The sequence below is a fragment of the Micromonospora solifontis genome, from assembly GCF_003725545.1.
In the GTDB taxonomy this organism is placed as follows: Bacteria; Actinomycetota; Actinomycetes; order Mycobacteriales; family Micromonosporaceae; genus Micromonospora; species Micromonospora solifontis.
Genome location: NZ_RJLN01000022.1, coordinates 1 through 22,463, shown reverse-complemented (window position 1 = coordinate 22,463; position 22,463 = coordinate 1). Strand labels below are relative to the sequence as shown.

The window sequence follows — 22,463 nt, the reverse complement described above, 5'->3', positions numbered from 1 at the left end:
GTGATGAACGGCGATACACTCACGATAGCGTATACCCCCGGGGGTATATTCCGGGCCGATGGTCCCGCCCTTCCGGGACCATCGGCCCGGCTCAGCTCAGGCGGCCGGGCCGGCCACCCTTCGCCTGCAGGGCGAACCCGGCCTCGGCCCAGGCCCGCATGCCGCCGGCGAGGTTGTGCACCTGGCCGCGTTCGCGGGCGAGCAGCGCGGCGGCCTGCCGCGACCGCGCGCCGGAGCGACACACGGTGACCACCGGCCGATCCGCCGGCAGCTCACCGATCCGGTCCGCCAGTTGCCCGAGCGGGATGTGTCGCGCCCGCGGCGCGTGGCCGGCCCGCCACTCGGCCGGCTCCCGCACGTCCAGCAACACGCCCCCGGCGGCCACCAGGGCGGCCGCCCGCTCCGGCCCGACGGTGGCGTAGCGCGCGCCGAAGAGCCTCTTCAGCCTGCCGCCGAGCGTCATGCGTCCACCCCGGCGACGACCGGACGGCCACTGCGCGCCCATCCGCCGGTGCCACCCCGGACCGAGCGGGCGTCGATACCGGCGCGGGCCAGGAACTGCGCGGCGGCCAGGCTCCGGTTGCCGCTGGCGCAGATGACATAGACGGGACGGTTGCGTGGCAGTTCCCCGACCACGGTCGGCAACTGGGCCAGCGGCACCGAGCGGACGCCGGGCACGTGCCCCTCGACGTACTCGAACGGCTCCCGCACGTCCACGGCGACGGCGCCGTCGGCGTGCGCGGCGGCGAACTCCGGCAGGTCGACCTCTCGCATGCTTCCTCCTCGAATCCGTATACCCCCCGGGGTATCTACGTGGAGCTTAACCCACCCCGGGGGCATCGACATTCCCGAGTGAGCCGCGCGGCACCGGGAACAAATACCCCCATGGGTATGTTGTGCGCGCTGGAACGCCGTCGAGACACGGAGGTGGGACATGGCGAGCGTGGCGCTGACCGGAGCGAACTTCGCGGAGACCGTGAGCCGGGACGGGATCGTCCTGGTCGACTTCTGGGCCAGCTGGTGCGGCCCTTGCCGCAGCTTCGCGCCGGTCTTCGAGAAGGCCAGCACGCAGCACCCGGACATCGTGTTCGGCAAGGTCGACGCCGAGGCGGAGCAGGGTCTCGCCGCGGCCGCCCAGATCCGGTCGATCCCGACGCTGATGGCCTTCCGGGACGGCATCCTGGTCTTCGCCCAGCCCGGCGCGCTGCCGGCCGCCGCGCTGGAGCAGGTGATCCAGGCGGTCCGCGACCTCGACATGGACGAGGTACGGGCAAAGCTGGCCGGAAGCGGCGCAGCCCGCTGACCCTGCCGTACCCGGGGGCGCGGGCATCCGCCCGCGCCCCCGGCGCGGCTCAGCCGGTCAACGCGTCCAGCGCGGCGCGCAGCCGGGCGCCGGCCTCGTCGGCGACCGCCCGCAGCTCGGGCGCGTCGCTGAGTTGCACCATCACCTGCGGGTCCATTGCCTGCACGACCGTGCCGTCCGGCCCGTCGGCGCGGACGACGACGTTGCACGGCAGGAGCAGGCCGATCGCCGGGTCCGCCTGCACCGCGCGGTGCGCCAGGGGCGGGTTGCAGGCCCCGAGGATGACGTACTCCGCCAGGTCGACCCCGAGCTTGTCGTGCAGCGTCGAGCGCAGGTCGATCTCGGTCAGCACCCCGAAGCCCTGGTCCTTCAGGGCCGCCCGGACGCGCTCCACCGTCGGGGCGAACCCGGCGGACAGGCGGACGGTCATCGCGTAGCTCATCGCTTCTGCTCTCCTTCGGTGGACATGATGCCGGCCGGCCGGTCCGGCCGCCGGTGATTCGGTGACTCAGGCCAGGCCGCGGAGCATGCCGGCGGTGCCACCACCGACGATGACCACCTGGTGATGCCGTACCGGAGCCATGGAACCTCCTGGAGGGTGAGCAGGGTGGTCGCCGGGGATCGTTCCGCTGGGATGGTGGGAATCCGCCGGTGACCCGTGCCGTTGAAGATACCCGTGGGGGTATCCCACTGGCGAGCCAAGTACCCCCTGGGGTATGTTGAACGCAGGAGGTGGTGCCGTGAAGCTTCAACCCGAGATGACCAGCGAGGCGCTGACCCGGCTCAAGCGGGCCCGGGGCCAGCTCAACGCCGTCATCGAGATGATGGAGAACGGCGAGGACTGCCGGTCGGCCCTGACCCAGCTCGCCGCGGTCTCCAAGGCCATCGACCGGGCCGGGTTCAAGATCATCGCGTCCGGTATGCGGCACTGCGGCACCACCCGCGAACGCGGCGAGGAGCCGGAGATGTCCGAGGAGGAGCTGGAGAAGCTCTTCCTCGCCCTGGCCTGAGCGAGGAATTCACACGCCCTCGCCGCGTGATCGCGGCGAGGGCGGGTAACACATGCCCGTAACCCGGGTCGAAATCTGTCTCCCATATACCCCCCGGGGTATGTGGGGAAAGGAAGGAGTACGGCACATGGCAGTCGACGTGTCCGTCATCGCCACGTCCTCGCTGGGCGACCGCAGTTACCTGGCCTCCGACGGCCGGGTGGCGATCGTGGTCGACCCCCAGCGCGACATCGACCGGATCCTGTACCTCGCCGGGGCCAAGGGCGTGCGGATCACCCACGTGGTGGAGACGCACATCCACAACGACTACGTCTCGGGCGGCCTGGAACTCGCCCGGATCGCCGGCGCCCGCTACCTGGTCGCCGGCGCGGACGAGGTCGGCTTCGATCGCGTACCGGTCACCGACGGCGACGTGGAGCCCGTCTCCGACGCCCTGCGGCTGCGCGTGGTCGCCACCCCCGGCCACACCTTCCACCACCTCTCGTACGTCCTCGACGAGGCCACCGACGGCGACTGGCAGCCGGCGGGCGTCTTCACCGGCGGCTCGCTGCTGTTCGGTACCACCGGGCGCACCGACCTGCTCGGTCAGGAGCACGCCCATGAGCTGGCCCACCACCAGCACGCCTCGGCGCGGCGGCTGGTCGACCTGCTGCCCGACGGGGCGCAGGTGTGGCCGACGCACGGCTTCGGCAGCTTCTGCTCGGCCAGCCAGGCCGACGCCCCCGACTCGACCATCGGGCGGGAGAAGCAGGCGAACCCGGTGCTGCGGCTCGCGGCGGACGAGTTCGTCACCCAGACCCTCGCCGGCCTGGACGCCTACCCGGCGTACTACGCCCACATGGGCGTGGCGAACAACGCCGGGCCCGCTCCGGTCGACCTCACCCCGGTCACCCGGGCCGACGCGGCCCAGCTCCGCGACCGGATGGCCGCCGGGGAGTGGGTGGTGGACCTGCGGCACCGCAAGGCGTACGCCACCTCGCACCTGGCCGGCACGGTCAGCCTCGGCCTGGACGGCCCGATGTCCACCTGGCTGGGCTGGCTGATCGACTGGGGCACGCCGATCACGCTGCTGGCGGAGACGCCGGAGCAGGTCGCCGACGCCCAGCGGGAGCTGGTCCGGATCGGCATCTACCGGCCCGCCGCGCAGGCCACCGGCGCGGCCGAGCAGTGGACCACCGAGCCCGGACAGCTCCGCGAGCTGCGGATGGCCGACTTCCCGGCCCTGGCCGCGGCCCGGGCCGGGAACACCCCCGCCGGCCTGCCCACCCCGGACGTCGTGCTCGACGTACGGATGACCAACGAGTGGCGCGCCGGCCACGTCGAGGGCGCCGTGCACATCCCGCTGCCCGACCTGCCCAAGCGGCTCGCCGACGTGCCGGCGGGCGCGGTCTGGGTGCACTGCGGCTCCGGCTACCGGGCCACCGCCGCCGCGTCGCTGCTGGCCAACGCCGGCCGCGAGGTCGTCGTCGTCGACGACAAGTTCGACCAGGCCGAGGCGGCGGGAGTCGCCATGGCCGACAACGCCTGACCCGTACCCGAGTTCCGGCCGGCGCACCGCGCGCCGGCCGGCGCCCCACCCTGCCGCCGGCCAAGGCGGTTCGTCCCAGAACGAGGAGAAATGAGCACTTCCGAGACCACCCAGCCGGCCACCCTGGACGCCACCACCCTGCGGGAGCTGATCAACTCCGGGCGCGCCCCCCGACTGCTCGACGTGCGCACCCCGGCCGAGTTCGAGACCGTGCACATCCCCGGCGCCTACAACGTCCCGCTCGACCTGCTCAAGGAGCACCGCGAGGAACTGCGCAACCACCTCGACGAGGACGTGGTGCTGATCTGCCGCTCGGGCGCCCGCGCCACCCAGGCCGAGCAGGCGCTCGCCGGGGTCGGGCTGCCCAACCTGAAGGTCCTCAACGGCGGCATGCTCGCCTGGCAGGCGGCGAACGCGCCGGTCAAGCAGGGCGCGTCCCGCTGGGACCTGGAGCGGCAGGTCCGCCTGGTCGCCGGTTCCATCGTGCTGGCCAGCGTCCTGGGCTCGGTCTTCGTACCCGGCCTCAAGTGGGTTGCCGGCTTCATCGGCGCCGGCCTCACCTTCGCCGCGGTGACCAACACCTGCGCGATGGGCATGATGCTGAGCAAGCTGCCGTACAACCGGGGCGCGAGCTGCGACCTGGACACCATCGTCGGCCAACTCCGCGAGGGCAACGGGGGGCGGGCATGAGCGCCACCCTGCTGCTGACGCTCGGGCTGGCCGTGCTGATCGGCGTCAGCCTCGGCCTGCTCGGCGGCGGCGGCTCCATCCTCGCCGTACCGCTGCTGGTCTATGTGGCCGACCTGCCCGCCAAGGAGGCCATCGCGACCTCCCTGCTCGTGGTCGGCGCCACCAGCGCCGTGGGCGTGCTGCCGCACGCCCGTGCCGGGCGGGTCCGCTGGCGTACCGGGCTGATCTTCGGCCTGGCCGGCATGACCGGCGCGTACGCCGGCGGCCGGCTGGCGGAGTTCATCCCGGCCGGCTTCCTGCTCACCGGCTTCGCGGTGATGATGCTGGCCACCGCGTTCGCGATGATCCGGGGCCGGCGCGGCGCCGAGGGCAAGCCGGTGCCGCACGAGCTGCCGGTGTTCCGGGTGGTCCTCGACGGGATCGTCGTCGGGCTGGTCACCGGCCTGGTCGGCGCGGGCGGCGGCTTCCTGGTGGTGCCGGCGCTGGCGCTCCTCGGCGGCCTGCCGATGCCGGTCGCCGTCGGCACCTCGCTGGTGGTCATCGCGATGAAGTCCTTCGCCGGCCTGGCCGGCTACCTCTCGAGCGTGCAGATCAACTGGGGACTGGCGCTCGCCGTGACCGCCGCGGCGATCGTCGGCAGCTTCCTCGGCGGGCGGCTCGCCGGGAAGATCCCGGCGGACGTGCTGCGCAAGGCGTTCGGCTGGTTCGTCGTGGTGATGGGCGTCTTCGTGCTCGGCCAGCAGCTGCCCGAGGAGCTGCGGACCAACCCGCTGCTCTGGGCCGGCGTCGGCGTCGCCGCTGCGATCACCGCAGTGGTGGCCGTGCTGCGCTCCCGGCGAGGGCCGGCGACGCCGAGCGAGCCGGTCCCCCCGGCGCCGGTGGCGACCTCGTCCCGCGGCTGAGTTCCGGTCCCGAGGGGCGCCCGGCTCGTCCGGGCGCCCCTCGGCGTCCACGACGCCAGCTCCTCGACCGCTTCCCCTCCGCCGGTGACGGAGGGCGTGGGACCGACGAACGAGGGCCACACCGACCGGTAGGGTCAGGATTGGCGGGGTGCGCCGCCAGAGGAGGTACACAGTGGACAGCAGCGCCTGGGACGCCCGGTACGCGAGCGCGTCGGGACTGGTGTGGAGCGCTGAGCCCAACCGCTTCGTCGTCGAGTCGGTCACCGGGTTGACCCCCGGCGCCGCCCTCGACCTGGCCGCCGGCGAGGGACGCAACGCGGTCTGGCTGGCCGAGCAGGGCTGGCGGGTCACCGCCGTCGACTTCGCGCCGGTGGCGGTCGAGCGGGGCCGCGAGCTGGCCGCCGCGCGGGGCGTGCCGGTCGAGTGGCGGGTCGCGGACGTGACCGCGTACCGGCCGGTGCCCGGCAGCTACGAGCTGGTGCTGATCAGCTACCTGCACCTGCCCGCGCCCGACCTGGCCGGCGTGCTCGACTCGGCCCGGGGGGCGCTGCGGCCCGGCGGCACCCTCGTCGTCGTGGGCCACGACCTGGCCAACCTGCGCGGCGGCACCGGCGGACCGCAGGACCCCGCGGTCCTGCTCACGCCGGAGGCCGTGGTCGACGGGCTCGCCGGGTTGCGCATCCAGCGCGCCGAGACGGCCCGCCGCCCGGTCCCCACCAGCGACGGCGGCAGCATCGACGCCCTCGACACGGTCGTCGTCGCCACCCGGCCCGCCGGCTGACACCCCGCACGGCCGCGCTGCCCTGCCGGCGGCCCGCGGGCGGCGGCGTGCCGGGCCGCGGGACAACTCTTTCGCGGCTACGAACTTGATGACGTGAACGGATCGCCACGCCCCCGTGCCGGCGACCCGGCGGCCCGGCCCGGCCCGAGTCGTCTGCGTCATCAAGTTCGCAGGTGCCGGCAGTGCCTGCCGGCCTGCCCCCGCGCGGGGCGCCCGAGGCTGCCGGCAGTCCCGGCCCGGTGCGGCGATCCGCGGCTGCGGACCCGGTCACGGTCGCAGGATCAAGCGGATCGGGTTGCCCTGCTTGTCGTGCACCCGGCGCACCGCCTCCGGCGCGTCGGCCAGCGGCAGGACGTCGCTGATCGAGGTGGTCAGGTCGAACCGGCCCAATGCGGCGAGCGTCACCAGCTGGTCGACGTGTTCGGCCTCCGAGCCGTAGTGGCCCAGCACGGCCTGCCGCCCGTAGTTGAACCGGGTGTCCGACGGGATGGTGACCGCCTCGTTGGCGATGCCGGCGAGCACCAGTCGACCCTGCGCGCCGAGCACGGTCATGGCCTGCTCGCGCGCCGGGGTGACACCGGCGAAGTCGAACGCGACGTCCAGCCCCCGGGCCGCGGTGACCTCCAGCAGGGCGTCCCGGAAGCCGCCGTCCTTCGGGTCAAGGGCGAGGTCGGCGCCGAGGGTCACAGCCCGGTCCCGGGCCGCGGGCAGCGGATCCACCGCGACGATCGGCGCCGCGCCGATCAGCCGCAGCAGCTGCACCGCGTGCGCGCCCAGGCCGCCGACGCCCCACACTCCGACCGCCTCCCCCGGCCGGGTACGCGCGGTGTCGGTCACCGCCGCCCATGGGGTGGAGACCGCGTCGGGAATGATGCAGGCGTGCTCGAAGGGCATGCCGGCGGGGACCAGCACGAGGGTGTCCTCGCGGGCCAGGGCGTACTCGGCCCACCCGCCGTCGTAGTCGACGCCCCGGGTGAGCAGGGTGCCGCGCCGGTCCCGCTCCCCCGCCTGGAGCAGCACCGGCTGGCCCGGCTCCCAGCCCGTCACGCCGTCGCCGAGCGCGTCCACCACCCCGGCCACCTCGTGACCGAGCGTGACCACGTCACCGGGCAGGTGGAGCGGGGTCAGCGTGCCGTCGATCAGGTGCACGTCGGACAGGCACACCCCGGCCGCGGCCACCTTGATCCGGACCTGTCCGGGGCCGGGTTCGGGCACCGGCACCGACTCCATCCGCAGCGCCCGTTCGGCCACGTGCAGCCGTCCGGCCAGCATCTCCGCCACCTCGCACCCCTCTCCTCGCCCGCGACGGCTCGATGTCGCTGTGCCGAACTGGAGCCGTAGGCGTACCCGGAACAAGCCGGGCAATGCCGGCGGCGGCGGAAAACCGCGCGCCAACCAGGCGGGCCGGTAACATCCGGTGACGGGATCGGCGGAGAGGACCACCGGGTGGGTGCGCGATTCGAGGAACTGGCCTGGCGGGAAACCCCGATCGGCGAGATCAGCCTGCGCCGGCGCCGCGACCCCTCGCTCGACGTCGACGTGTACGAGGTGAAGCTCGACGACGAGTTCCTGATGTCCAGCCTTTTCCCGGTCGCGGAGATCGAGCTCGCCCGGCTCGGGCTGGCCCCGCTCGCCGAGCAGCCCCTGGACGTGGTGGTCGGCGGGCTCGGCCTCGGCTACACCGCGCGCACCGCGCTGGAGGATCCCCGGGTACGCAATCTGCTGGTGGTCGAGGCGATCGAGGACGTGATCGACTGGCACCGCCGGGACCTGCTGCCGTTCACCGCCGGGCTCGCCGCCGACCCGCGTACCCGGTTCGTCCGGGAGGACTTCTTCGCGGCGGTCGCGTCCGGCGCGGGTTTCGACCCCGAGTCGCCGGGCCGGCGATTCCACGCGGTGCTGCTCGACGTGGACCACTCCCCCCGCCAGGTGCTGCACCCCAGCCACGCGGACTTCTACACGGTCGACGGGCTGCGCCGGCTCGCCGCGCTGCTGCACCGGGACGGCGTCTTCGCGCTCTGGTCGAACGACCCGCCCGACCCGGCGTTCCAGCGGGTGCTGACCGAGGTGTTCCCGACCTCGGTGGCGCACGTCGTCCGCTTCCCCAACCCGTTGCAGGGCCGCGAGGCCGCGAACACCGTCTACGTGGCCCGCTTCTGACCGCTGCGGCGCATTGTCCGTCCGGGAACGGGAAGACGGCTGGCCTGCCGTCGATACGGGAGGTCGGACATGCGCGCACTGCTCTGGGTGGTCGGCGTCGTCGCCGCGATCCTCATCCTGCTCGGGCTGTTCCTGGAGGCGGTCCGCTGGCTCCTCATCATCGGCGTCATCGCGCTGATCGCGGTGATCGTCTACGCCTTCGTCCGGGGCCGGCAGGTGGTGCAACGGTCCCACCGCTGACCCGGTGGCCCTGCCCGTGTGACGAAGTCAGCAACCTACGTGAGCGTAGGTTACCGGCTGGTTAAGTTAGGCTGAGGCCGTCATCCGGTGAGCGAGGAGAGACGGCGATGGACGTGACCGCGGAGCGCCCCTGGACCCGCAGCTACGCCCCGGGCGTGCCGGCCACCGTCGCCGAGCCGTCCGGCTCGCTGGTGGACCTGCTGACCGACGCGGCCCGCCGGTTCGGCCCCCGGGTGGCGCTGGACTTCTACGGCGCCACCACCAGCTACGCCGAACTGGCCGACCAGGTGTCCCGGGCCGCCGAGGCGCTGCGCCGGCTCGGCGTCGGGCGCGGCGACCGGGTGGCCCTGGTGCTGCCCAACTGCCCGCAGCACGTGGTCGCCTTCTACGCGGTGCTGCGCCTCGGCGCGATCGTGGTCGAGCACAACCCGCTCTACACCGCCGAGGAGCTGGCCCACCAGCTCACCGACCACGGCGCCCGGGTGGCGATCGTCTGGGACAAGGTCGCCCCGCTGGTCGCCGGGCAGGCCGCGGTGCAGACCGTGGTCGCGGTCGACCTGACCGGGGCGCTGCCCCGGCTCAAGCGCTGGGCGCTGCGGCTCCCGCTGCCCAAGGTGCGCGCCGCCCGCGCCGCGATGACCGCCCCCGCACCCGGCGCGAGCGACTGGTCGGCGCTGGTCGCCGCCGTACCGCCGCTGCCCGCCGACCACCCCGGGCCCGGCGTCGACGACGTCGCGCTGCTGCAGTACACCGGCGGCACCACCGGCGTACCGAAGGGGGCCATCCTCACCCACCGCAACCTGCGGGCCAACGCCGCGCAGGGCCGCGCCTGGGTGCCGGGCCTGCGCGACGGGGAAGAGACCGTGTACGCGGTGCTGCCGTTGTTCCACGCGTACGGGCTGACGCTGTGCCTGACCTTCTCGGTGAGCATCGGGGCCACCCTGGTGCTCTTCCCCCGCTTCGACCTCGATCAGGTGCTCGACGCGGTCCGCCGCCGCCCGCCGACCTTCCTGCCCGCCGTCCCGCCGATCTACCAGCGGCTGGCCACCGCCGCCCGGGAACGCGGCGTCGACCTCACCTCGATCCGGTACGCCATCTCCGGCGCCATGGCGCTGCCACCGGCCACGGTGGACCTCTGGGAGTCGGTGACCGGCGGCCTGCTCGTCGAGGGGTACGGGATGACCGAGACGTCCCCCATCACCCTGGGCAACCCGGTCGCCCCGACCCGCCGCCCCGGCACCGTCGGGGTGCCGTTCCCGTCCACCGAGGTCCGCATCGTCGACCCGGAGGAGCCCACCCGCGACCGCGCCCCCGGCGAGGCCGGGGAGCTGCTGGTCCGCGGGCCGCAGGTGTTCACCGGCTACTGGAACCGTCCGGAGGAGACGGCCAAGGTGCTGCTGCCCGGCGGCTGGCTGCGTACCGGCGACATCGTCACCATGGACGGCGACGGCTTCGTGACCGTGGTGGACCGGATCAAGGAACTGATCATCACCGGCGGCTTCAACGTCTACCCGTCTGAGGTGGAGGAGGCGCTGGGGCGTATCCCCGGCGTCCGCGAGGCCGCCGCCGTCGGACTGCCCGCCGCCTCCGGCGGCGAGGACGTGGTCGCGGTCGTGGTCCTCGACCCGGGCGTGGGCGCCGAGCCCGAGTCGGTCCGGTCGGCCTGCCGCCAGCACCTCGCCGGCTACAAGGTGCCCCGCCGGATCGTGGTGGTCGAGGACCTGCCCCGCTCCCAGATCGGCAAGATCCTCCGCCGCGAGGTGCGCGACAGGCTGCTCGCCGAGGAGTGAGCCGCCTGCTTCACCCGCCTCAACGAGTGTGCGGGGCGGCGCCGGGTCGCGGGTCGTTCGCTGCGGGCTTCCGGCCGACCCGGCGCCCCACGGAGGGGGTAGCGCTGCCCGCGTCCACCGGCCGGCGCGGAGCGCGATCCAGATGCGCCAGGCACAGCGATGGTTGCACCAACGGGTCCAGGCGGTCGGCGACCAACGGCGCCCGCATCTCCGCAAGCGCCCCTCGCATCAGACCCAGGTGCAACGAGCAGACCACCTCGCGGTGCTGCTCGGCGATCTCACGGAACGGGCAGTGCCGCAACGGAATCACCGGACTCGTCGCACCCTCTGCCGGCCCCGGCGCGAACCCGGCATCCGCCAGCACCGTCGAGAGACGCCGCACTGCCTCTGCCGCATCGATCCGCTGCGACGGCGCCGGCCGATCGACCAGGTAACGCCCCCAGGCCTCGCCGGCCGTCACTGCGGCCCGGTCAGGCTCGGGCAGCGTGTCGGCGACGACGCTGGTCAACATCTCGGCCAGCAGCCGATAGTTGCGCTGACCCGCCGGCACGTCGCTGACGAGCGCGCGGTACACGATCCGGGGACGGCCCGGCACGCTGCGGTCCTCGGCCTCCCGCTCGACAAGACCCGCGTCGACCAACCCGTCCAGGTGGAAGCGGGCCGTGTTCCGGTGCAGGCCGCTACGCTCCGCGACGTCGTGGACCGCCACCGGCTCCCCCGCCGCCCGCAGCACCTCCAACACCCGGCTGCGGCTCTCACCGAGCACGGGGGCCGGATCGGGGTGATTCAACGCCTGCCCAGACACACGGCTATTTTAGCCGAACTTACTAGTAGGAATTAGGTGACGGAAGACGCAGCAGGCGACACTCCGATCTCGCGGCCTCGAACGATCCCTGGCGTCCGCACGACGGCGACAGCGGAAGGGGCCGCGGACGTTGTCCGCGGCCCCTCGGTGCTGTCGCTTCAGCTCCGTCGGCGGACCGAACCCCACAGCGCCGCGACCGTGCCGGTGAGGGCCACCGCCTCGGCGATAACGCAGAGCACGTCGATGACGCCAACCGCTTCAGGTTCGCCCGCCTCCGGGCCGAGCGGAAGGCCGGCCGTACGACTGACCGCCCACAGGGCGATCGCGGCGGCGTTGATCACCACGCCGAGGCTGAACAGCCAGGGACGCGGGAGCGCCCAGACTGCGGCGGCCCAGATCAGCTGGAACGCCCCGAGCAGGGTGAAGAACGCGGCGTACCCGACCCATTCGGTCCGGTGCTCCGGCACCACGGCGTAGTGGATCAAGCCGGCCAGTACGGAGCACCCCGCGGCGAGGGCGAGCAGCGCGGTGTTCCGTACCGCCGTGACCGTGCCGCCGCCGAAGGCCGGAACGGGTGCGCTGGTGGTGGGGGTGACCTCGGTCGTGGCGCTCACTTGTTGCCTCCTACCTGGAAGATGCCGAGCGCGCCGCGGGACATGTTCATCATCTTGTGCGTGATGAACGGGTACGTCCCCGCGTCAGGCAGGGTGAACTCGACGAAGCCACCCTGGGTGGGCTGCAGGTCGAGGGTCTGCGATCCGCCTTGCTCCGCGTTGCCGGGCCGCAACCGGTACGCGCCTTCCTTCCACACCGTGTCGAAGATCGTGCCGACGACGTGGAAGGCCATGTTCTGGTTGGGGCCGGCGTTGTCGAGCCAAACCCGGACCCGCGCACCGGGAGCGACCTTGATCGGGGCGAACGCGTACTGGTTGTAGTAGCCGTTGAAGACGACCGCGTCGTCCGTGCCCGCCATCATCTTCTTCAGGTCACCGGGCTGGCCCTGCGGTCCGAGGTTCAGCTCGGACTGGACGAGGACAATCTCCTTGTCCACCTTGGTGAGATTCGGCGGGTCGACGACCACGGCGCCGTACATGCCGTTACCCATGTGGTAGATCATCGGGTCGGCCCCGCAGTGGTACGTGAAAATGCCGGCGAACTGGGCCTTGAACTGGTAGTCCAGCGACTCGCCGGGCTTGATCGTCCGCATCTGGATGTTGGGCGCCACCTTCGAGGCATGGAAGTCGATGGAATGCTCCATCGTGCCGTCGTTGACGAGGCGGACGTTGAACACGTCGCCGACCTTGCCGTGCAGGACCGGCCCGGGGGCCGTGCCGTTGTAGGTCCACCGGACCTGCTTGACGCCCGGCGCGACCTCCATGGTCTTCTCCTGGACGTGCAGCGTGACGTTGTGCGTGGTGCCGCGCTCGACGGGCCGGAGCGTCGGGTCGACCGGCTTCCAGTCGGCGGACGGCTTGGCGCTGGCGTCGATCGTCGCGTCGTTGCCCCCACCGGCGCTGTCCGCGGCGCCGCCCGGCGCGGCCTGCGCCGGCTCGCCCTCGACATTGATCGCCAGCAGCATGCCGGCGTCCTTGTGGCCCGGCACCAGGCACCACGCCTGGGTGGACTTGCTGATCACACCCCAGTGGACGGTCGATGAACTGCCCGGGTCGAGCAACGGGGTGTCCACGCCCTCCAGCGAGAGGGTGTGCTGCTGGTTGCCCTTGTTGGTGACGTTGACCGTCACATCCGCCCCGCGCGGCACGCTGATCGAGGCGGGCTTGACGTACATGTCGCCCAGCTCGATGTCGAAGCTGAGCTTCTTGCCGGCGCCCGGGGCGGACCCGCCCGCGCTCGCGGCGGCCGTCTCTCCCGAGGCGGACAGCTCCAAGGCGCTGTGCGGCTGCGCCAGCCCGACGAAGACGAAGCCGATGAGCAGGCCCAGCGCGACGCCGCTGGTGAGCATCGGGAACAGGTCGCCGAGCCAGGCCGCGATGCCGCCGCGACCGGCCGGGTCCGAAGACAGGGGTTCCGGGGAATCCGGTACCGGAGGGCTTGATGAGTTGAGGGGCACGGCAGGAACCTCCAAGTCGCATGACATGCCACAGCGGGGATGGTGGAAGCTGGTCTCCGAGCGAGGTCACTGCCCGGTCAGGAAATGCGCATCAAGGTGAACAGGCCGAACATCCCCTGCGACCCTTCGGAGTGCGGGAAGATGTGGCAGTGGAACGCCCAGGTGCCCTTGGCGTCGGCGTGCACCAGGACGGTGTAGCGCTCGCCGGGCGACACCGGGACGGTGTCGGCCTTGTACGGCGCGGGCAACGGGAACCCGTCCTTGGCGATCACCAGTTGGTCGACCCCGTGCAGGTGCATCGGGTGCTCCATGGTGCCCACGTTGATGTACGTGATCTCGACCCAGTCGCCGAGGTGCGCGTCGATCGGCTTGGTGGCCGGGAACGACTTCCCGTTGATCGTCATGCCGATGGTGCCGGCGTCCTGCACCTGCATCAGCACGACCTGGCTCGGCTTGATGTTGTTCGGTGTCGGGATGTCACCCACCTCGATGCCGCCGTACAGGCCGCTGGTCACCTGCTTGGTCCCGTTGTGGTGCGAGTGGTACCAGGTGACCATCGGGCGCGTCGCGTCCCAGGTGTACGTGAAGCTCTTGCCCGGTTGGATCGGGTCCTGGGTCACGTCGGGCACGCCGTCCATGTCGTTGGGCACCTGCATGCCGTGCCAGTGCACGCTGGTCGACTCGGGGAGTTGGTTCTCGACCACGATCTTGACCTTGTCGCCGACGTTCACGTGGATCGTCGGGCCCGGCACCGTTCCGTTGAAGGCGAAGGCGTCGACGATCTTGCCCGGCTCGACCTCCCACTTCGTCGGCGCGGCGGTGAGGTGGAATTCCTTGGTCCCGTCGGCAAGGACGGTGGGCGCGAGGTCCTTGCCACCTTCGCCCTTGGTGGCTGCCGGGAACGACTTGTCCCGCTTCGCCATCTGCTCGTCCATGGTCTTCCAGTCCACGGCTGCGCCGTGGTCCGATTCCGACGCTGAGGACGACGTGGTCGCGCTGCCGTGCGCCTCGTGCGCATCGTGGGCGCTGGTGGTCCCGGACGGGACCGATGCCCCGGCCGGGGCGAGCCAGACGGGGACCGCGAGGGCGGTTGCGAAGGCCACCGCCATCGTCAAAAGCTGCTTTCTCAACATGACACCCTCTCTCGGGGCGCTTAAAAACTATTCGACTAGTTTTTACTACTGCCGTCGTCAAAAGTGAATGGGATGGTCGCCACACGAAAACCCGACGGCCAGCACGTCACGCGCTCGCGGCGGCGGTGCGGCTCGACCGGGCCCGGGGCACGCTCGCGGACACTGTCGTGCTCGACCTCAGGGCGCAGGACACCGGCACGGACGGTCCCCGGTGGACGCTGGCCGTAGGCGGGGTCGCCGTGTCAGCGCTGCCCGCCGACGATCTGGTGCCGCTCTGGACCGTGCGCGGCGCGTCCCACCTCTACCGCCGGTACCCCTCGGGCGCTCGTTCCGGAGATGGCCTTGCTTGTGCTGGCGGACCTGCTCGGCCCACGCCGCCGGGTCGTAACGGGTCCGCCGGTGCGACCCGTCGCTGTAGTGGAATTTGCCGTCCGCGGCGCGCAGGATGCTCAGCGCAGCCAGCCGGGGAACGGCCGATGAAGCGTGCCGGCAGGTGCACAGGTCAGGTCCGCACTCGCCCGGACGAGTGAGCCCTCAGGTACAGCGCCAGCGACACCGGCGCGTCCGCGAACTCCGCGCGCAACTCCCGCGTCAGAGCCGGTCAGGACGACCGAGCGTCTTCGCCACCTCGCTCAGGTCGTTGTCAAGCTGGTGATCGCGCCCGGGCAGCCGGTGCAGCTGCGCCTGAGGGATGGCGTGGGCGTACAGCTCAGCATGCGACGGCGGGGCGGTCTCGTCCTGGAGTCCATGAAACACATGCACCGGCACGCCTTGTGGCAGCCTCGCGCCGAGATCCTGCGGCAGCTCGAACTCGTCGCCGGGCCAGCCGGCAGCACCGACGAACGGAGCGGCGATCAGCACGATCGCCGCCAGCTCCCGCTCCGGTGGCCGCTCTGCCAGCGTGTTGACGAGGATCGTCGCGCCCACCGAATGGCCGGCGACGACTGCGCAGTCGTCCAGGCCCGCCAGCTCACGCCGGATGGCCGCGCTCCACCTCGCGTAGCTAGGGTCGTCCTCGTCGGGCATGCGCGGATAGCGGACCTCGTACCCGTCCCCGAGCTCCCGCCTCAGGCTGTCGACGAGCTTGTGGTCCCACTCGTCGTGCACACCGGCGCCGCCGCCCTGGATGAACAGAATCTGCCGGGTCCCTGCCATCGCGATCCCCTCTCCCCCGCCGTGAGCGCCCACCCGGTGCACCCCCGCATTCCACTGGTGCCCCGCTCAGGCGGTCCTGATGCCCTCATCCTGCCGAACGGGTCCGACATCCCGCGCACGGCGCGGGAGGCGCTGATTCTGGGCGACCGCCCCTGTCCGGAAGTGGCGGGGCCGATCGTCAGCTGTACCGAGTCGATCCAGCGGCAGACGCGCGACGGACAGCGGCGTCGCCCCGAGATGAGGAGGATCCTGTGGCACAACCATCCACGCCGGCGGAGAACGAACTGCTTATGAAGCACCTGGACGGCCAACGCCGGCACGTGCTCGGCATCCTGGAGGGCCTCGACGAGGCCGCCCTCCGCCGGCCGGTACTGCCGTCGGGATGGAGCTGCCTCGGCCTGGTTCGCCACCTCACCGAGGACGTCGAAAGGTTCTGGTTCCGCTGCGTCGTCGACGGCGAGGCGGAGGCCATCGCCGCGCTGAGCGGGACGGCGGACGCCTGGCAGGTGGACCCGGACATCCCGGCCGTCGAGGTGCTGGAGCGCTACCGGCGGGAGATCGACCGCGCCAACGCCGTCATCGCCGCCGCCCCGCTGGACGCCGCACCGGCCTGGTGGCCGCCGGACCAGTTCGGCGACTGGCGGCTGGACAGCGTCCGGGAGGTCATCCTGCACGTGATCAGCGAAACCGCCTGCCACGCGGGCCACCTGGACGCGGTCCGGGAACTCACCGACGGCCGGACCTGGCTGATCAACTCCGCGTAACGTCACGACGAGGCGCTGGCGGCGTGCGGCTCACCGCAGCCAGCCGAGGAACCGGCGATGAAGCGTGCCGGCCGGCGCCCAGGTCAGGTCCGCGCTCGCCCGGACAAGCTGCGCGCCCATGTACAGCGCCAGCGAGATCGGCGCGTCCGCGAACTCCGCCCGCAACTCCCGCCGCCGGGTCGGGCAGGGCCATGGCGCCCCGCACCCACCGCAGCTCCAGATCGGCAGGACAGGTCCGTGGGTGGTCACGCCCGAACCCCCAGGAACCGCGCCGTGACCGCCCGCGCCCGCCGGCTGGTCGCCCACTCCACCTGCCAGCACGGGTACGGAGTCAGCCGCCCCCACCACGCCCGGCAACCCACGCACATGCCGTCGAGGCCCCGCAGGTGTACGTCGAGGATCTGCTGCTCCTGGTTCACCGCGCGTCCCCCGCCGGCCAGTGCCCACGGCTGATCGGGATGCGGTGTCGGGTGTGGCAGGGCAGGTCGGCGCCGCACCGGCAGATGCGCCGCCACCTCTGCCACGACCAGACGGGCCGGTGCCGCCGAGCCAGAGTCAGCGCGACGGCAAGTAGGTACGCCTCGTACGCGACGCGTGGTGCCGCCAAGTAGCTGCCGCTTCTACTGGAGCGGGACCGCTCGCCCGACACCGCCCGGTCAATTGGCTCGACCGGTAGCCGATCCAACTCGGCCAAGGCGGGGATGCGCCGCCTCGCCGCCTCGTGCTCAACCGCCTGAACCTGCTGGCCCAGGCTCCGCCTGCCGGGGTCACGCCTACCGCCCATTCCCACCTCCGCCGATTGAGGCGCGAACGGTCAGCCCGTGAGAATCCGCCGCACCCGACTACAGGAGGCGAACATCACCTCCGAATCGGACAGTAGGATCGATTGGTAATGGCGGAATTACCGTTGGTTATGAGGCCAGGTTGATGCCCAGGCGGCCGGCGAGCAGTCGCAATTCGTTCGGCACGGCCCGCCGCTTCACCCGTTGCACCATCGCCACAACGGCGTCCTGAACGAGGGGGTTCAGCGCGAACGGCACCGGCGCGGCTTGTTCCGCTCGCACGAACGCCGCCAGTGCCTCGGCGTCCCGGCGGCCGGACTCGGCCAGCGCACGACCGAGGTCGACCCAGTACGACATCTGGCGATTCGATGCCACAAGCACCTGCGGCCGCACGGTCCGGGACAGCTCGACCACCCGGCCCGGCTCACCAGACTCCGCCGCGATGGACATCTCCCAAAGGCACGCGTTCGTCGGCCCGAATCCGCAGCCGTTGAATCCGGCGCCGTCGGGCGGATCCCCGAGGGTCGCCGCCTCGCGCGCCGCTTCAGCGAGGTGGTCACGAGCGAGGTCCGCTCGCCCACTTACCGTGGAGGTCAAGGCGGCCGAGAGATGTAGTTGACCGAGCATCTGCCGGACCCGCTCGTCGGCGGCGGCGGACTGAAGCTCCGCCAGCGACCGGTCGGCAGCCCTGGCCGCCAGGGGCGCGGCCTCGATCGGCAGGCTCTGCGCGTACGCGAATCGGGACGCCCCCAGCCACGCCGGTTCCTCGACCTCCTCGGCGGCGGCCACGGCCACCCGTGCGGCGTTAAGTGCCAGGTGCCGGTACCCGAGATGCCGCAGGCACGTCGACGCCTGGTACGCCACCTGGGCCAGCGTGGTTCCTCCGACTGCGGCGGCCTCCAACAGCAGACCAGGCAGCATGCGGGCCATCGCCGGGTAGTTGGATCGGTTGCGGAGCTGGTCGCTGCGCGCGACGTCGGCGGACAACTCCTCCCGGGTCCGGGTCAACGGTCGGCGCTCGCCGTCCTCGATCTCGATGAGGGCGGACCAGATCGCCGGGACGCACTCGGCGGCGCGCTCCCGGGCCGGATCGCCGAGCTCGGTGCCCTGGCCGAGCAGGTCAGCCACGGTGACCTGTAAGGCTGCAGCGATGGCTACCAGGGTGGAACGGCGGTCAATGGTCTTGCGGCCGGACTCGACCTGCGAGATGTAAGACTGGCTGACACCCGCGAGACCGGCGAGGACGGCTTGGCTCATCCCGCCACGGCGCATCCTCCAGTAGCGGATCCGGGCACCGATCGTGTCGGTCTTGGTAGCCATACCTTCGCCTGCTTCCCAGGGAGAGGACTGGGACTGCGGAGCCAGTCCAGATGCTGGCGAGCCGCCCCTCGGACGGTACCCCGCTCAGGTCGGATCGCGTCACTGTCAGTCCAGAGCATCATTTTCCGCTCCTTCCAGGACTGACACGAGGAAGCATCGCGGAGTCGTAACACCTGGTCTTTCCAGCTCTGATCGGGCTGCCGGTTAGGGGGCGGAGGTCCCTCAACGCGGGTTGTCATCGCGAGACGTGTTCGACCGACGGCGGTAACCCGTAAATGCCCGTCGCAGTCACGGTGGCGTCGTCGATCCTGCTCGGGTCGATGCTCCAGCGGCCGGCCATCGCCATCACGTCGAACTCGGACGGCGTCGTGGCGTACCAGTCTATCCACTCGTCGTCCGACCAGTGTTCCCGCCCGGGTTCCATACCGCGGATTCCGATGCCCAATTCGATCTCGTCGGGTGTTGGATCACCGACGAACAGTGGCACCTCACCTCGCTCGCCGATCCAGCAGTAGGCGCGCAACAGCTCACCGTCCCGGGCTTTGGCCCAGGCGTGATAGTCCGGGACCCGTTCGTTGGCGAAGAACTGCACCTCGCCAAGATGCCGGCTCAGTTCACTGAGCCAGTCGGGGAAGGGCGGCTCAGTCGCGTCGAAGCCCGCCGGCATGTGCAGCCGGCCGTGGGCGAGGGTCCAGCCTGGCAGCGGTGCGGCCACGTAGACGCCGTAGCGGTAGGCCCGGTCGGTGCCGGTGGCCCAGTCGAGGACCTCCCGGTCGTGCAAACCAAGGGCGTCGGCAACCTCCCCTGGCGCCCGGTCTCGCACAGCCAGCCACGACGTCTTGAAACTGAATCCGGGCACGCTGCCATGATCGCAGGAAGCCGTCTCGCGGCCAGGCCCGCGAGGCCGGTCTGGAGGACGAGGACGTCCAGGCGCTGCTCGCCTCGGTGATCGTGGAGAACTCTGCGCGCCGGGCCCGGACTGGCGGCGACCGCACGCAGGCAGAACCGGCACCGGGCGCTGGGTTCCAGAAGAAGGAAGGCGCCGCATGAGCGAGCAGTCCATCGCGGTGGAGGCCCGCGACCTGGGCAGGCGCTACGGCACCGTCTGGGCAGTACGGGAATGCAGCTTCCAACTGCCCGCCAACCGCATCATCGCGCTGGTCGGCGCGAACGGCGCGGGCAAGTCGACGCTGATGAGCACCATCGCCGGTACGTTGGCGGTCACCTGCGGCTCGCTGCTGGTCCACGGCCGACCGGTGGTGAAGGGCAGGTCCACCGACGCGGGTGGTTCCGCCGGGAGCCGGGTCGCGATCCTGGCGCAGGACAAGCCGCTGTACCGGGACTTCAGTGTGTCGGACATGCTCCGCTTCGGCAGGTCGATGAACCGCGTGTGGGACCAGCGGCGGGCGCTGTCGTGGCTCCAGCGCTTCGACATCCCCCTGGACCGCCGCTGCGGCAAGCTCTCCGGCGGGCAGCGGGCGCAGGTCGCCCTGGCGGTCGCCCTGGGCTCCCGCCCGGCGGTGCTGCTGTTGGACGAGCCGCTTGCGAACCTGGACCCGGTGGCCCGCACCGAGGTGACCGGCGAACTCATGGCGGAGGCCGCCGACAGCGACATGACCATCATGCTGTCGACCCACATCATCGCCGAGCTCAGTGGCGTCGGTGACCATCTGCTGCTGCTCGACGCGGGCCGACCCGTGCTCACCGGCGATGTCGAGGAGTTGCTCGACAGCCACGTGCGGCTGACCGGGCCCCGCGCGGACCAGCCACCTGGCCCGGGCGCGATCGTCCAGGCGCAGCACACCGACCGCCAGTCCACGTTCGTCCTCCGGCAGCCGGCGGCACCGGTGGCGCACGCCGTCGTCGCCCCCGGCTGGAGCACCCAGCCCATAACCCTGGACGAGCTGATCCTGACCTACCTGAAGGCATCGTCCAAGGCACACCGTGATCTGGAGACAGCAGCATGAGCCCGGTCACCCAAGTGCCCGCCCCAACGAACCACCAGGACGATCTCGGCTCCGCCGGCGGCGTCCGCGGTCTGCTGTGGCTGACCTGGCGTCAGCACCGCTGGACCCTGATCGGCACGCTCGTCCTGGCCGCGGTCCTGGTGGGTTGGATGACCTACCTGTCCATGGCACTGACGGACCTGTGGCACCAGTGCCACGAGACGTTCTGCCCGGAGCACTCCCCGCAGGGCGAGCGGCTCGCCGGGTCCTCGAACCTGGTCTTGACCTTGGGTGCCCTGTCGCGGCTGGTGCAGTACATGCCGCTGCTGATCGGCTTGTTCATCGGCGTCCCGGTGCTGACCAGGGAGCACGAGCAGCGGACCCTGCTGCTGGCCTGGAGCCAGGACTTCTCCCCGCAGCGCTGGCTGTGGACCAAGCTGGGCATACTCGGCCTGTTCGTGGCGGCGGTGACCGCGGCCGTCGCCGGCGTCAGCGACCACCTGGCGCACCTGGAGACCCAGGTCGCTCCGGTGACCCTGTTCGACCACGTGCCGTTCTTGAACACCGCGATGCTGCCGGTCGTGATCAGCATCTGCTGGTTCGCGGTCGGCGCCGCGCTCGGCGCCGCGATCAGACGCACGCTCCCCGCCGTGTTCGCCGTGATCGCGGGCTTCATCGGTCTGACCTATTTCGTCCAGTGGCACTACCCCACCCTCATGAAGCCGCTGTCCGTGCACCTCCAGATGGACGGGCCGGACCGCGGCCCGCTGCGCGACAACGCCCTGGTCGTCAAGGGCGGCATGATCGACTACGGCGCCGACGGGCCGTCCGGCGCGTTCGACGCCACTGGGCGGCAGCTCAGCGGCGTCGAACTGCAACGCCTCTGCCCGCCCGACAACGACAGCGGCCGGATGCTCTCCTGCCTCTCGAACCTCCATCTCCAGCAGCACCTGCAGTACCAGCCGGGCAGCCGGATCCCCGAATTCCATCTGATCGTCGCGACCGGCTATCTGGGCCTGACCGCGGTGGCCCTCGCCGCCGTCTGGTGGATCGTCCGCCGCACCAACCTCAGCGCGGGCTGACCCCAGCCAACCCGAACGAAGATGGTCGGCCGGTATGCCGGCCGACCATCTTGACCATGACGCACTGTCCGCTCCTGCCGAGGGGTTCACTCGGTCGTGCGACGGACCTCCGATGCTTGGGAAGCAGCCCGCGAACGCTCATGGGTCTCATCTGCGGCGGATGGGTTGGCGGGCGCTCGTCACACCGGCCGCGGCGCCCAGATCAGGGTGGTGACCCTGGTCAGTGGCCGAGAGGGCGGTAACGGAGGTGGACGACGCCGTTCTGGAATCTGCGCTCGTCGAGGAGCGCGAAGTCGGTGCGCAGGCCGGTAGGTAGCCCCGGCTTGCCGCCTCCCACGGCCGTGGGCCAGACGAACAACTGGCACTCGTCGACCAGTCCAGCCCGCATGGCCTGCGCCGCCAGGTTGGCGCCTCCAACGGTGATATCGCTGCCGGCCGTGGCCTTCAGCTGGTCTACGACGACGGGGTCGAAACGGCGTTCCAAACTGGTGGCGGCCGTTGACACCGCGGTGAGGGTCGTGGAGTAGACGATCTTGTTCGCCGCTTGCCAGGCGCCCGCGAAGTCAGCCATGAGGCCGGACTGCGCGGCCAGAGTGGCGTCCGTTTCCCAGACAGCCATCGACTCGTACAGGCGCCGCCCGTAAAGGAAGGTACCCACCGACCGCAGAAGGTCGGTGGTGAACGTGAATACCTCGCCGTCGGGCGGGAACCAGGCGAAGTCTCCGCTCTCGTCCTCGATATAGCCGTCTAGCGACACATTGGTCACGTAGATCAGCTTTGCCATGCCTCTACCTCCCGGTGCACGTAGGACCCGATTGGGATGTCACCCTCGCCTGCTGAGACGAAACTCGGTCCTTGACCACGTGTGCGGCAGCGTCCTGGCGTAGCCGGGACATGTGGTCGGTGGGCGTGGTGAGTGGCTTGCCGCTGGTGGTCGGGGTGCGGCAAGCTGGGTTGCTGGTGGGGAGAGCGACCACGTTGTCGGCCCTTGTGGTCTGACC

Annotated in this window: 25 protein-coding genes and 1 pseudogene; 12 read left to right on the top strand and 14 right to left on the bottom strand. The window is 71.4% G+C overall.

Annotated features, from left to right (window positions below; all coding sequences use genetic code 11):
- Positions 1 to 91: 91 nt before the first annotated feature.
- A complete protein-coding gene (locus EFE23_RS10505; protein WP_123240709.1) occupies positions 92 to 463 on the bottom strand; it encodes a rhodanese-like domain-containing protein in 372 nt (123 codons plus the stop codon).
- A complete protein-coding gene (locus tag EFE23_RS10500; protein WP_123240708.1) occupies positions 460 to 774 on the bottom strand; it encodes a rhodanese-like domain-containing protein in 315 nt (104 codons plus the stop codon). Before EFE23_RS10500 ends, EFE23_RS10505 begins: the two co-directional genes overlap by 4 nt.
- Before the next feature lie 160 nt (positions 775 to 934).
- Between EFE23_RS10500 and trxA the strand changes: the two genes are divergently transcribed.
- On the top strand, positions 935 to 1,303 hold the full coding sequence (trxA, locus tag EFE23_RS10495; protein WP_123240707.1) for a thioredoxin: 369 nt from the start codon (positions 935 to 937) through the stop codon (positions 1,301 to 1,303).
- A gap of 49 nt (positions 1,304 to 1,352) precedes the next feature.
- Here trxA and EFE23_RS10490 read toward each other — a convergent pair whose 3' ends face one another.
- Entirely contained in the window at positions 1,353 to 1,745 is a 393-nt protein-coding gene (locus tag EFE23_RS10490; protein WP_123240706.1) for a DUF302 domain-containing protein, read from the bottom strand.
- Between the two features lie 298 nt (positions 1,746 to 2,043).
- Between EFE23_RS10490 and EFE23_RS10485 the strand changes: the two genes are divergently transcribed.
- The 5 genes from EFE23_RS10485 to EFE23_RS10465 all read left to right on the top strand — a co-directional run bounded on the left by EFE23_RS10485 (position 2,044) and on the right by EFE23_RS10465 (position 6,214).
- Positions 2,044 to 2,313, top strand: coding sequence for a metal-sensitive transcriptional regulator (locus EFE23_RS10485; RefSeq protein ID WP_123240705.1), 270 nt, complete (start codon positions 2,044 to 2,046; stop codon positions 2,311 to 2,313).
- A 127-nt stretch (positions 2,314 to 2,440) separates the two neighbouring features.
- A complete protein-coding gene (locus EFE23_RS10480; RefSeq protein WP_123240704.1) occupies positions 2,441 to 3,841 on the top strand; it encodes an MBL fold metallo-hydrolase in 1,401 nt (466 codons plus the stop codon).
- A gap of 90 nt (positions 3,842 to 3,931) precedes the next feature.
- Positions 3,932 to 4,531 (top strand): rhodanese-like domain-containing protein, encoded by a 600-nt coding sequence (locus tag EFE23_RS10475; RefSeq protein WP_123240703.1) that lies wholly within the window; start codon positions 3,932 to 3,934, stop codon positions 4,529 to 4,531.
- Positions 4,528 to 5,433, top strand: coding sequence for a sulfite exporter TauE/SafE family protein (locus EFE23_RS10470; RefSeq protein ID WP_123240702.1), 906 nt, complete (start codon positions 4,528 to 4,530; stop codon positions 5,431 to 5,433). Before EFE23_RS10475 ends, EFE23_RS10470 begins: the two co-directional genes overlap by 4 nt.
- A 172-nt stretch (positions 5,434 to 5,605) precedes the next feature.
- A complete protein-coding gene (locus tag EFE23_RS10465; protein ID WP_123240701.1) occupies positions 5,606 to 6,214 on the top strand; it encodes a class I SAM-dependent methyltransferase in 609 nt (202 codons plus the stop codon).
- 267 nt (positions 6,215 to 6,481) lie between these two features.
- Here the strand turns inward: EFE23_RS10465 and EFE23_RS10460 are convergent, their stop codons facing one another.
- Complete coding sequence (locus EFE23_RS10460; protein WP_199737005.1) at positions 6,482 to 7,486, bottom strand: alcohol dehydrogenase catalytic domain-containing protein; 1,005 nt, start codon at positions 7,484 to 7,486, stop codon at positions 6,482 to 6,484.
- A 174-nt stretch (positions 7,487 to 7,660) separates the two neighbouring features.
- On the opposite strand from EFE23_RS10460, the gene EFE23_RS10455 reads away from it, so the two are divergent.
- From EFE23_RS10455 to EFE23_RS10450, 3 genes are all read left to right on the top strand, one after another.
- On the top strand, positions 7,661 to 8,374 hold the full coding sequence (locus tag EFE23_RS10455) for a polyamine aminopropyltransferase (RefSeq protein ID WP_123240699.1): 714 nt from the start codon (positions 7,661 to 7,663) through the stop codon (positions 8,372 to 8,374).
- A gap of 69 nt (positions 8,375 to 8,443) precedes the next feature.
- Positions 8,444 to 8,614 carry a DUF4175 domain-containing protein gene (locus EFE23_RS28465; protein ID WP_148058428.1) on the top strand — a complete coding sequence of 57 codons (171 nt, stop codon included), beginning with the start codon at positions 8,444 to 8,446 and terminating at the stop codon, positions 8,612 to 8,614.
- 107 nt (positions 8,615 to 8,721) lie between these two features.
- A complete protein-coding gene (locus EFE23_RS10450) occupies positions 8,722 to 10,404 on the top strand; it encodes a long-chain-fatty-acid--CoA ligase (protein WP_123240698.1) in 1,683 nt (560 codons plus the stop codon).
- 19 nt (positions 10,405 to 10,423) lie between these two features.
- Here EFE23_RS10450 and EFE23_RS10445 read toward each other — a convergent pair whose 3' ends face one another.
- The 5 genes from EFE23_RS10445 to EFE23_RS10425 form a co-directional block, all read right to left on the bottom strand.
- Positions 10,424 to 11,209, bottom strand: coding sequence for a helix-turn-helix transcriptional regulator (locus EFE23_RS10445; protein WP_123240697.1), 786 nt, complete (start codon positions 11,207 to 11,209; stop codon positions 10,424 to 10,426).
- Positions 11,210 to 11,367: 158 nt separating this feature from the next.
- Positions 11,368 to 11,823, bottom strand: a complete 456-nt coding sequence (locus EFE23_RS10440; RefSeq protein ID WP_123240696.1) for a hypothetical protein — start codon at positions 11,821 to 11,823, stop codon at positions 11,368 to 11,370.
- On the bottom strand, positions 11,820 to 13,172 hold the full coding sequence (locus tag EFE23_RS10435; RefSeq protein WP_158675845.1) for a multicopper oxidase domain-containing protein: 1,353 nt from the start codon (positions 13,170 to 13,172) through the stop codon (positions 11,820 to 11,822). The genes EFE23_RS10440 and EFE23_RS10435 overlap by 4 nt, the downstream gene beginning before the upstream one ends.
- A gap of 185 nt (positions 13,173 to 13,357) precedes the next feature.
- Complete coding sequence (locus tag EFE23_RS10430) at positions 13,358 to 14,230, bottom strand: multicopper oxidase family protein (RefSeq protein ID WP_158675844.1); 873 nt, start codon at positions 14,228 to 14,230, stop codon at positions 13,358 to 13,360.
- A 774-nt stretch (positions 14,231 to 15,004) separates the two neighbouring features.
- Positions 15,005 to 15,568, bottom strand: a complete 564-nt coding sequence (locus EFE23_RS10425; RefSeq protein ID WP_123240743.1) for an alpha/beta fold hydrolase — start codon at positions 15,566 to 15,568, stop codon at positions 15,005 to 15,007.
- A gap of 251 nt (positions 15,569 to 15,819) precedes the next feature.
- Between EFE23_RS10425 and EFE23_RS10420 the strand changes: the two genes are divergently transcribed.
- Positions 15,820 to 16,332 carry a DinB family protein gene (locus EFE23_RS10420; protein WP_199737003.1) on the top strand — a complete coding sequence of 171 codons (513 nt, stop codon included), beginning with the start codon at positions 15,820 to 15,822 and terminating at the stop codon, positions 16,330 to 16,332.
- A 30-nt stretch (positions 16,333 to 16,362) separates the two neighbouring features.
- Here the strand turns inward: EFE23_RS10420 and EFE23_RS10415 are convergent, their stop codons facing one another.
- The 4 genes and pseudogenes from EFE23_RS10415 to EFE23_RS10395 all read right to left on the bottom strand — a co-directional run bounded on the left by EFE23_RS10415 (position 16,363) and on the right by EFE23_RS10395 (position 19,293).
- Complete coding sequence (locus EFE23_RS10415) at positions 16,363 to 16,581, bottom strand: hypothetical protein (RefSeq protein ID WP_123240692.1); 219 nt, start codon at positions 16,579 to 16,581, stop codon at positions 16,363 to 16,365.
- A pseudogene (locus EFE23_RS10410) lies at positions 16,578 to 16,874 on the bottom strand (hypothetical protein); the annotation flags it as partial. The gene EFE23_RS10415 and the pseudogene EFE23_RS10410, both read right to left, overlap by 4 nt.
- Positions 16,875 to 17,243: 369 nt before the next feature.
- Entirely contained in the window at positions 17,244 to 18,434 is a 1,191-nt protein-coding gene (locus tag EFE23_RS10400) for a helix-turn-helix domain-containing protein (protein ID WP_123240689.1), read from the bottom strand.
- A gap of 235 nt (positions 18,435 to 18,669) precedes the next feature.
- Positions 18,670 to 19,293, bottom strand: coding sequence for a hypothetical protein (locus EFE23_RS10395; protein WP_123240688.1), 624 nt, complete (start codon positions 19,291 to 19,293; stop codon positions 18,670 to 18,672).
- 187 nt (positions 19,294 to 19,480) lie between these two features.
- On the opposite strand from EFE23_RS10395, the gene EFE23_RS10385 reads away from it, so the two are divergent.
- Together EFE23_RS10385 and EFE23_RS10380 are read left to right on the top strand one after the other, a co-directional pair.
- Positions 19,481 to 20,401, top strand: coding sequence for an ABC transporter ATP-binding protein (locus EFE23_RS10385; RefSeq protein WP_123240687.1), 921 nt, complete (start codon positions 19,481 to 19,483; stop codon positions 20,399 to 20,401).
- Positions 20,402 to 20,415: 14 nt separating this feature from the next.
- Positions 20,416 to 21,462 carry an ABC-2 membrane transporter-related protein gene (locus EFE23_RS10380; protein ID WP_233600942.1) on the top strand — a complete coding sequence of 349 codons (1,047 nt, stop codon included), beginning with the start codon at positions 20,416 to 20,418 and terminating at the stop codon, positions 21,460 to 21,462.
- A 220-nt stretch (positions 21,463 to 21,682) separates the two neighbouring features.
- Here EFE23_RS10380 and EFE23_RS10375 read toward each other — a convergent pair whose 3' ends face one another.
- Positions 21,683 to 22,246 (bottom strand): dihydrofolate reductase family protein, encoded by a 564-nt coding sequence (locus EFE23_RS10375; RefSeq protein WP_123240685.1) that lies wholly within the window; start codon positions 22,244 to 22,246, stop codon positions 21,683 to 21,685.
- Positions 22,247 to 22,463 lie beyond the last annotated feature (217 nt).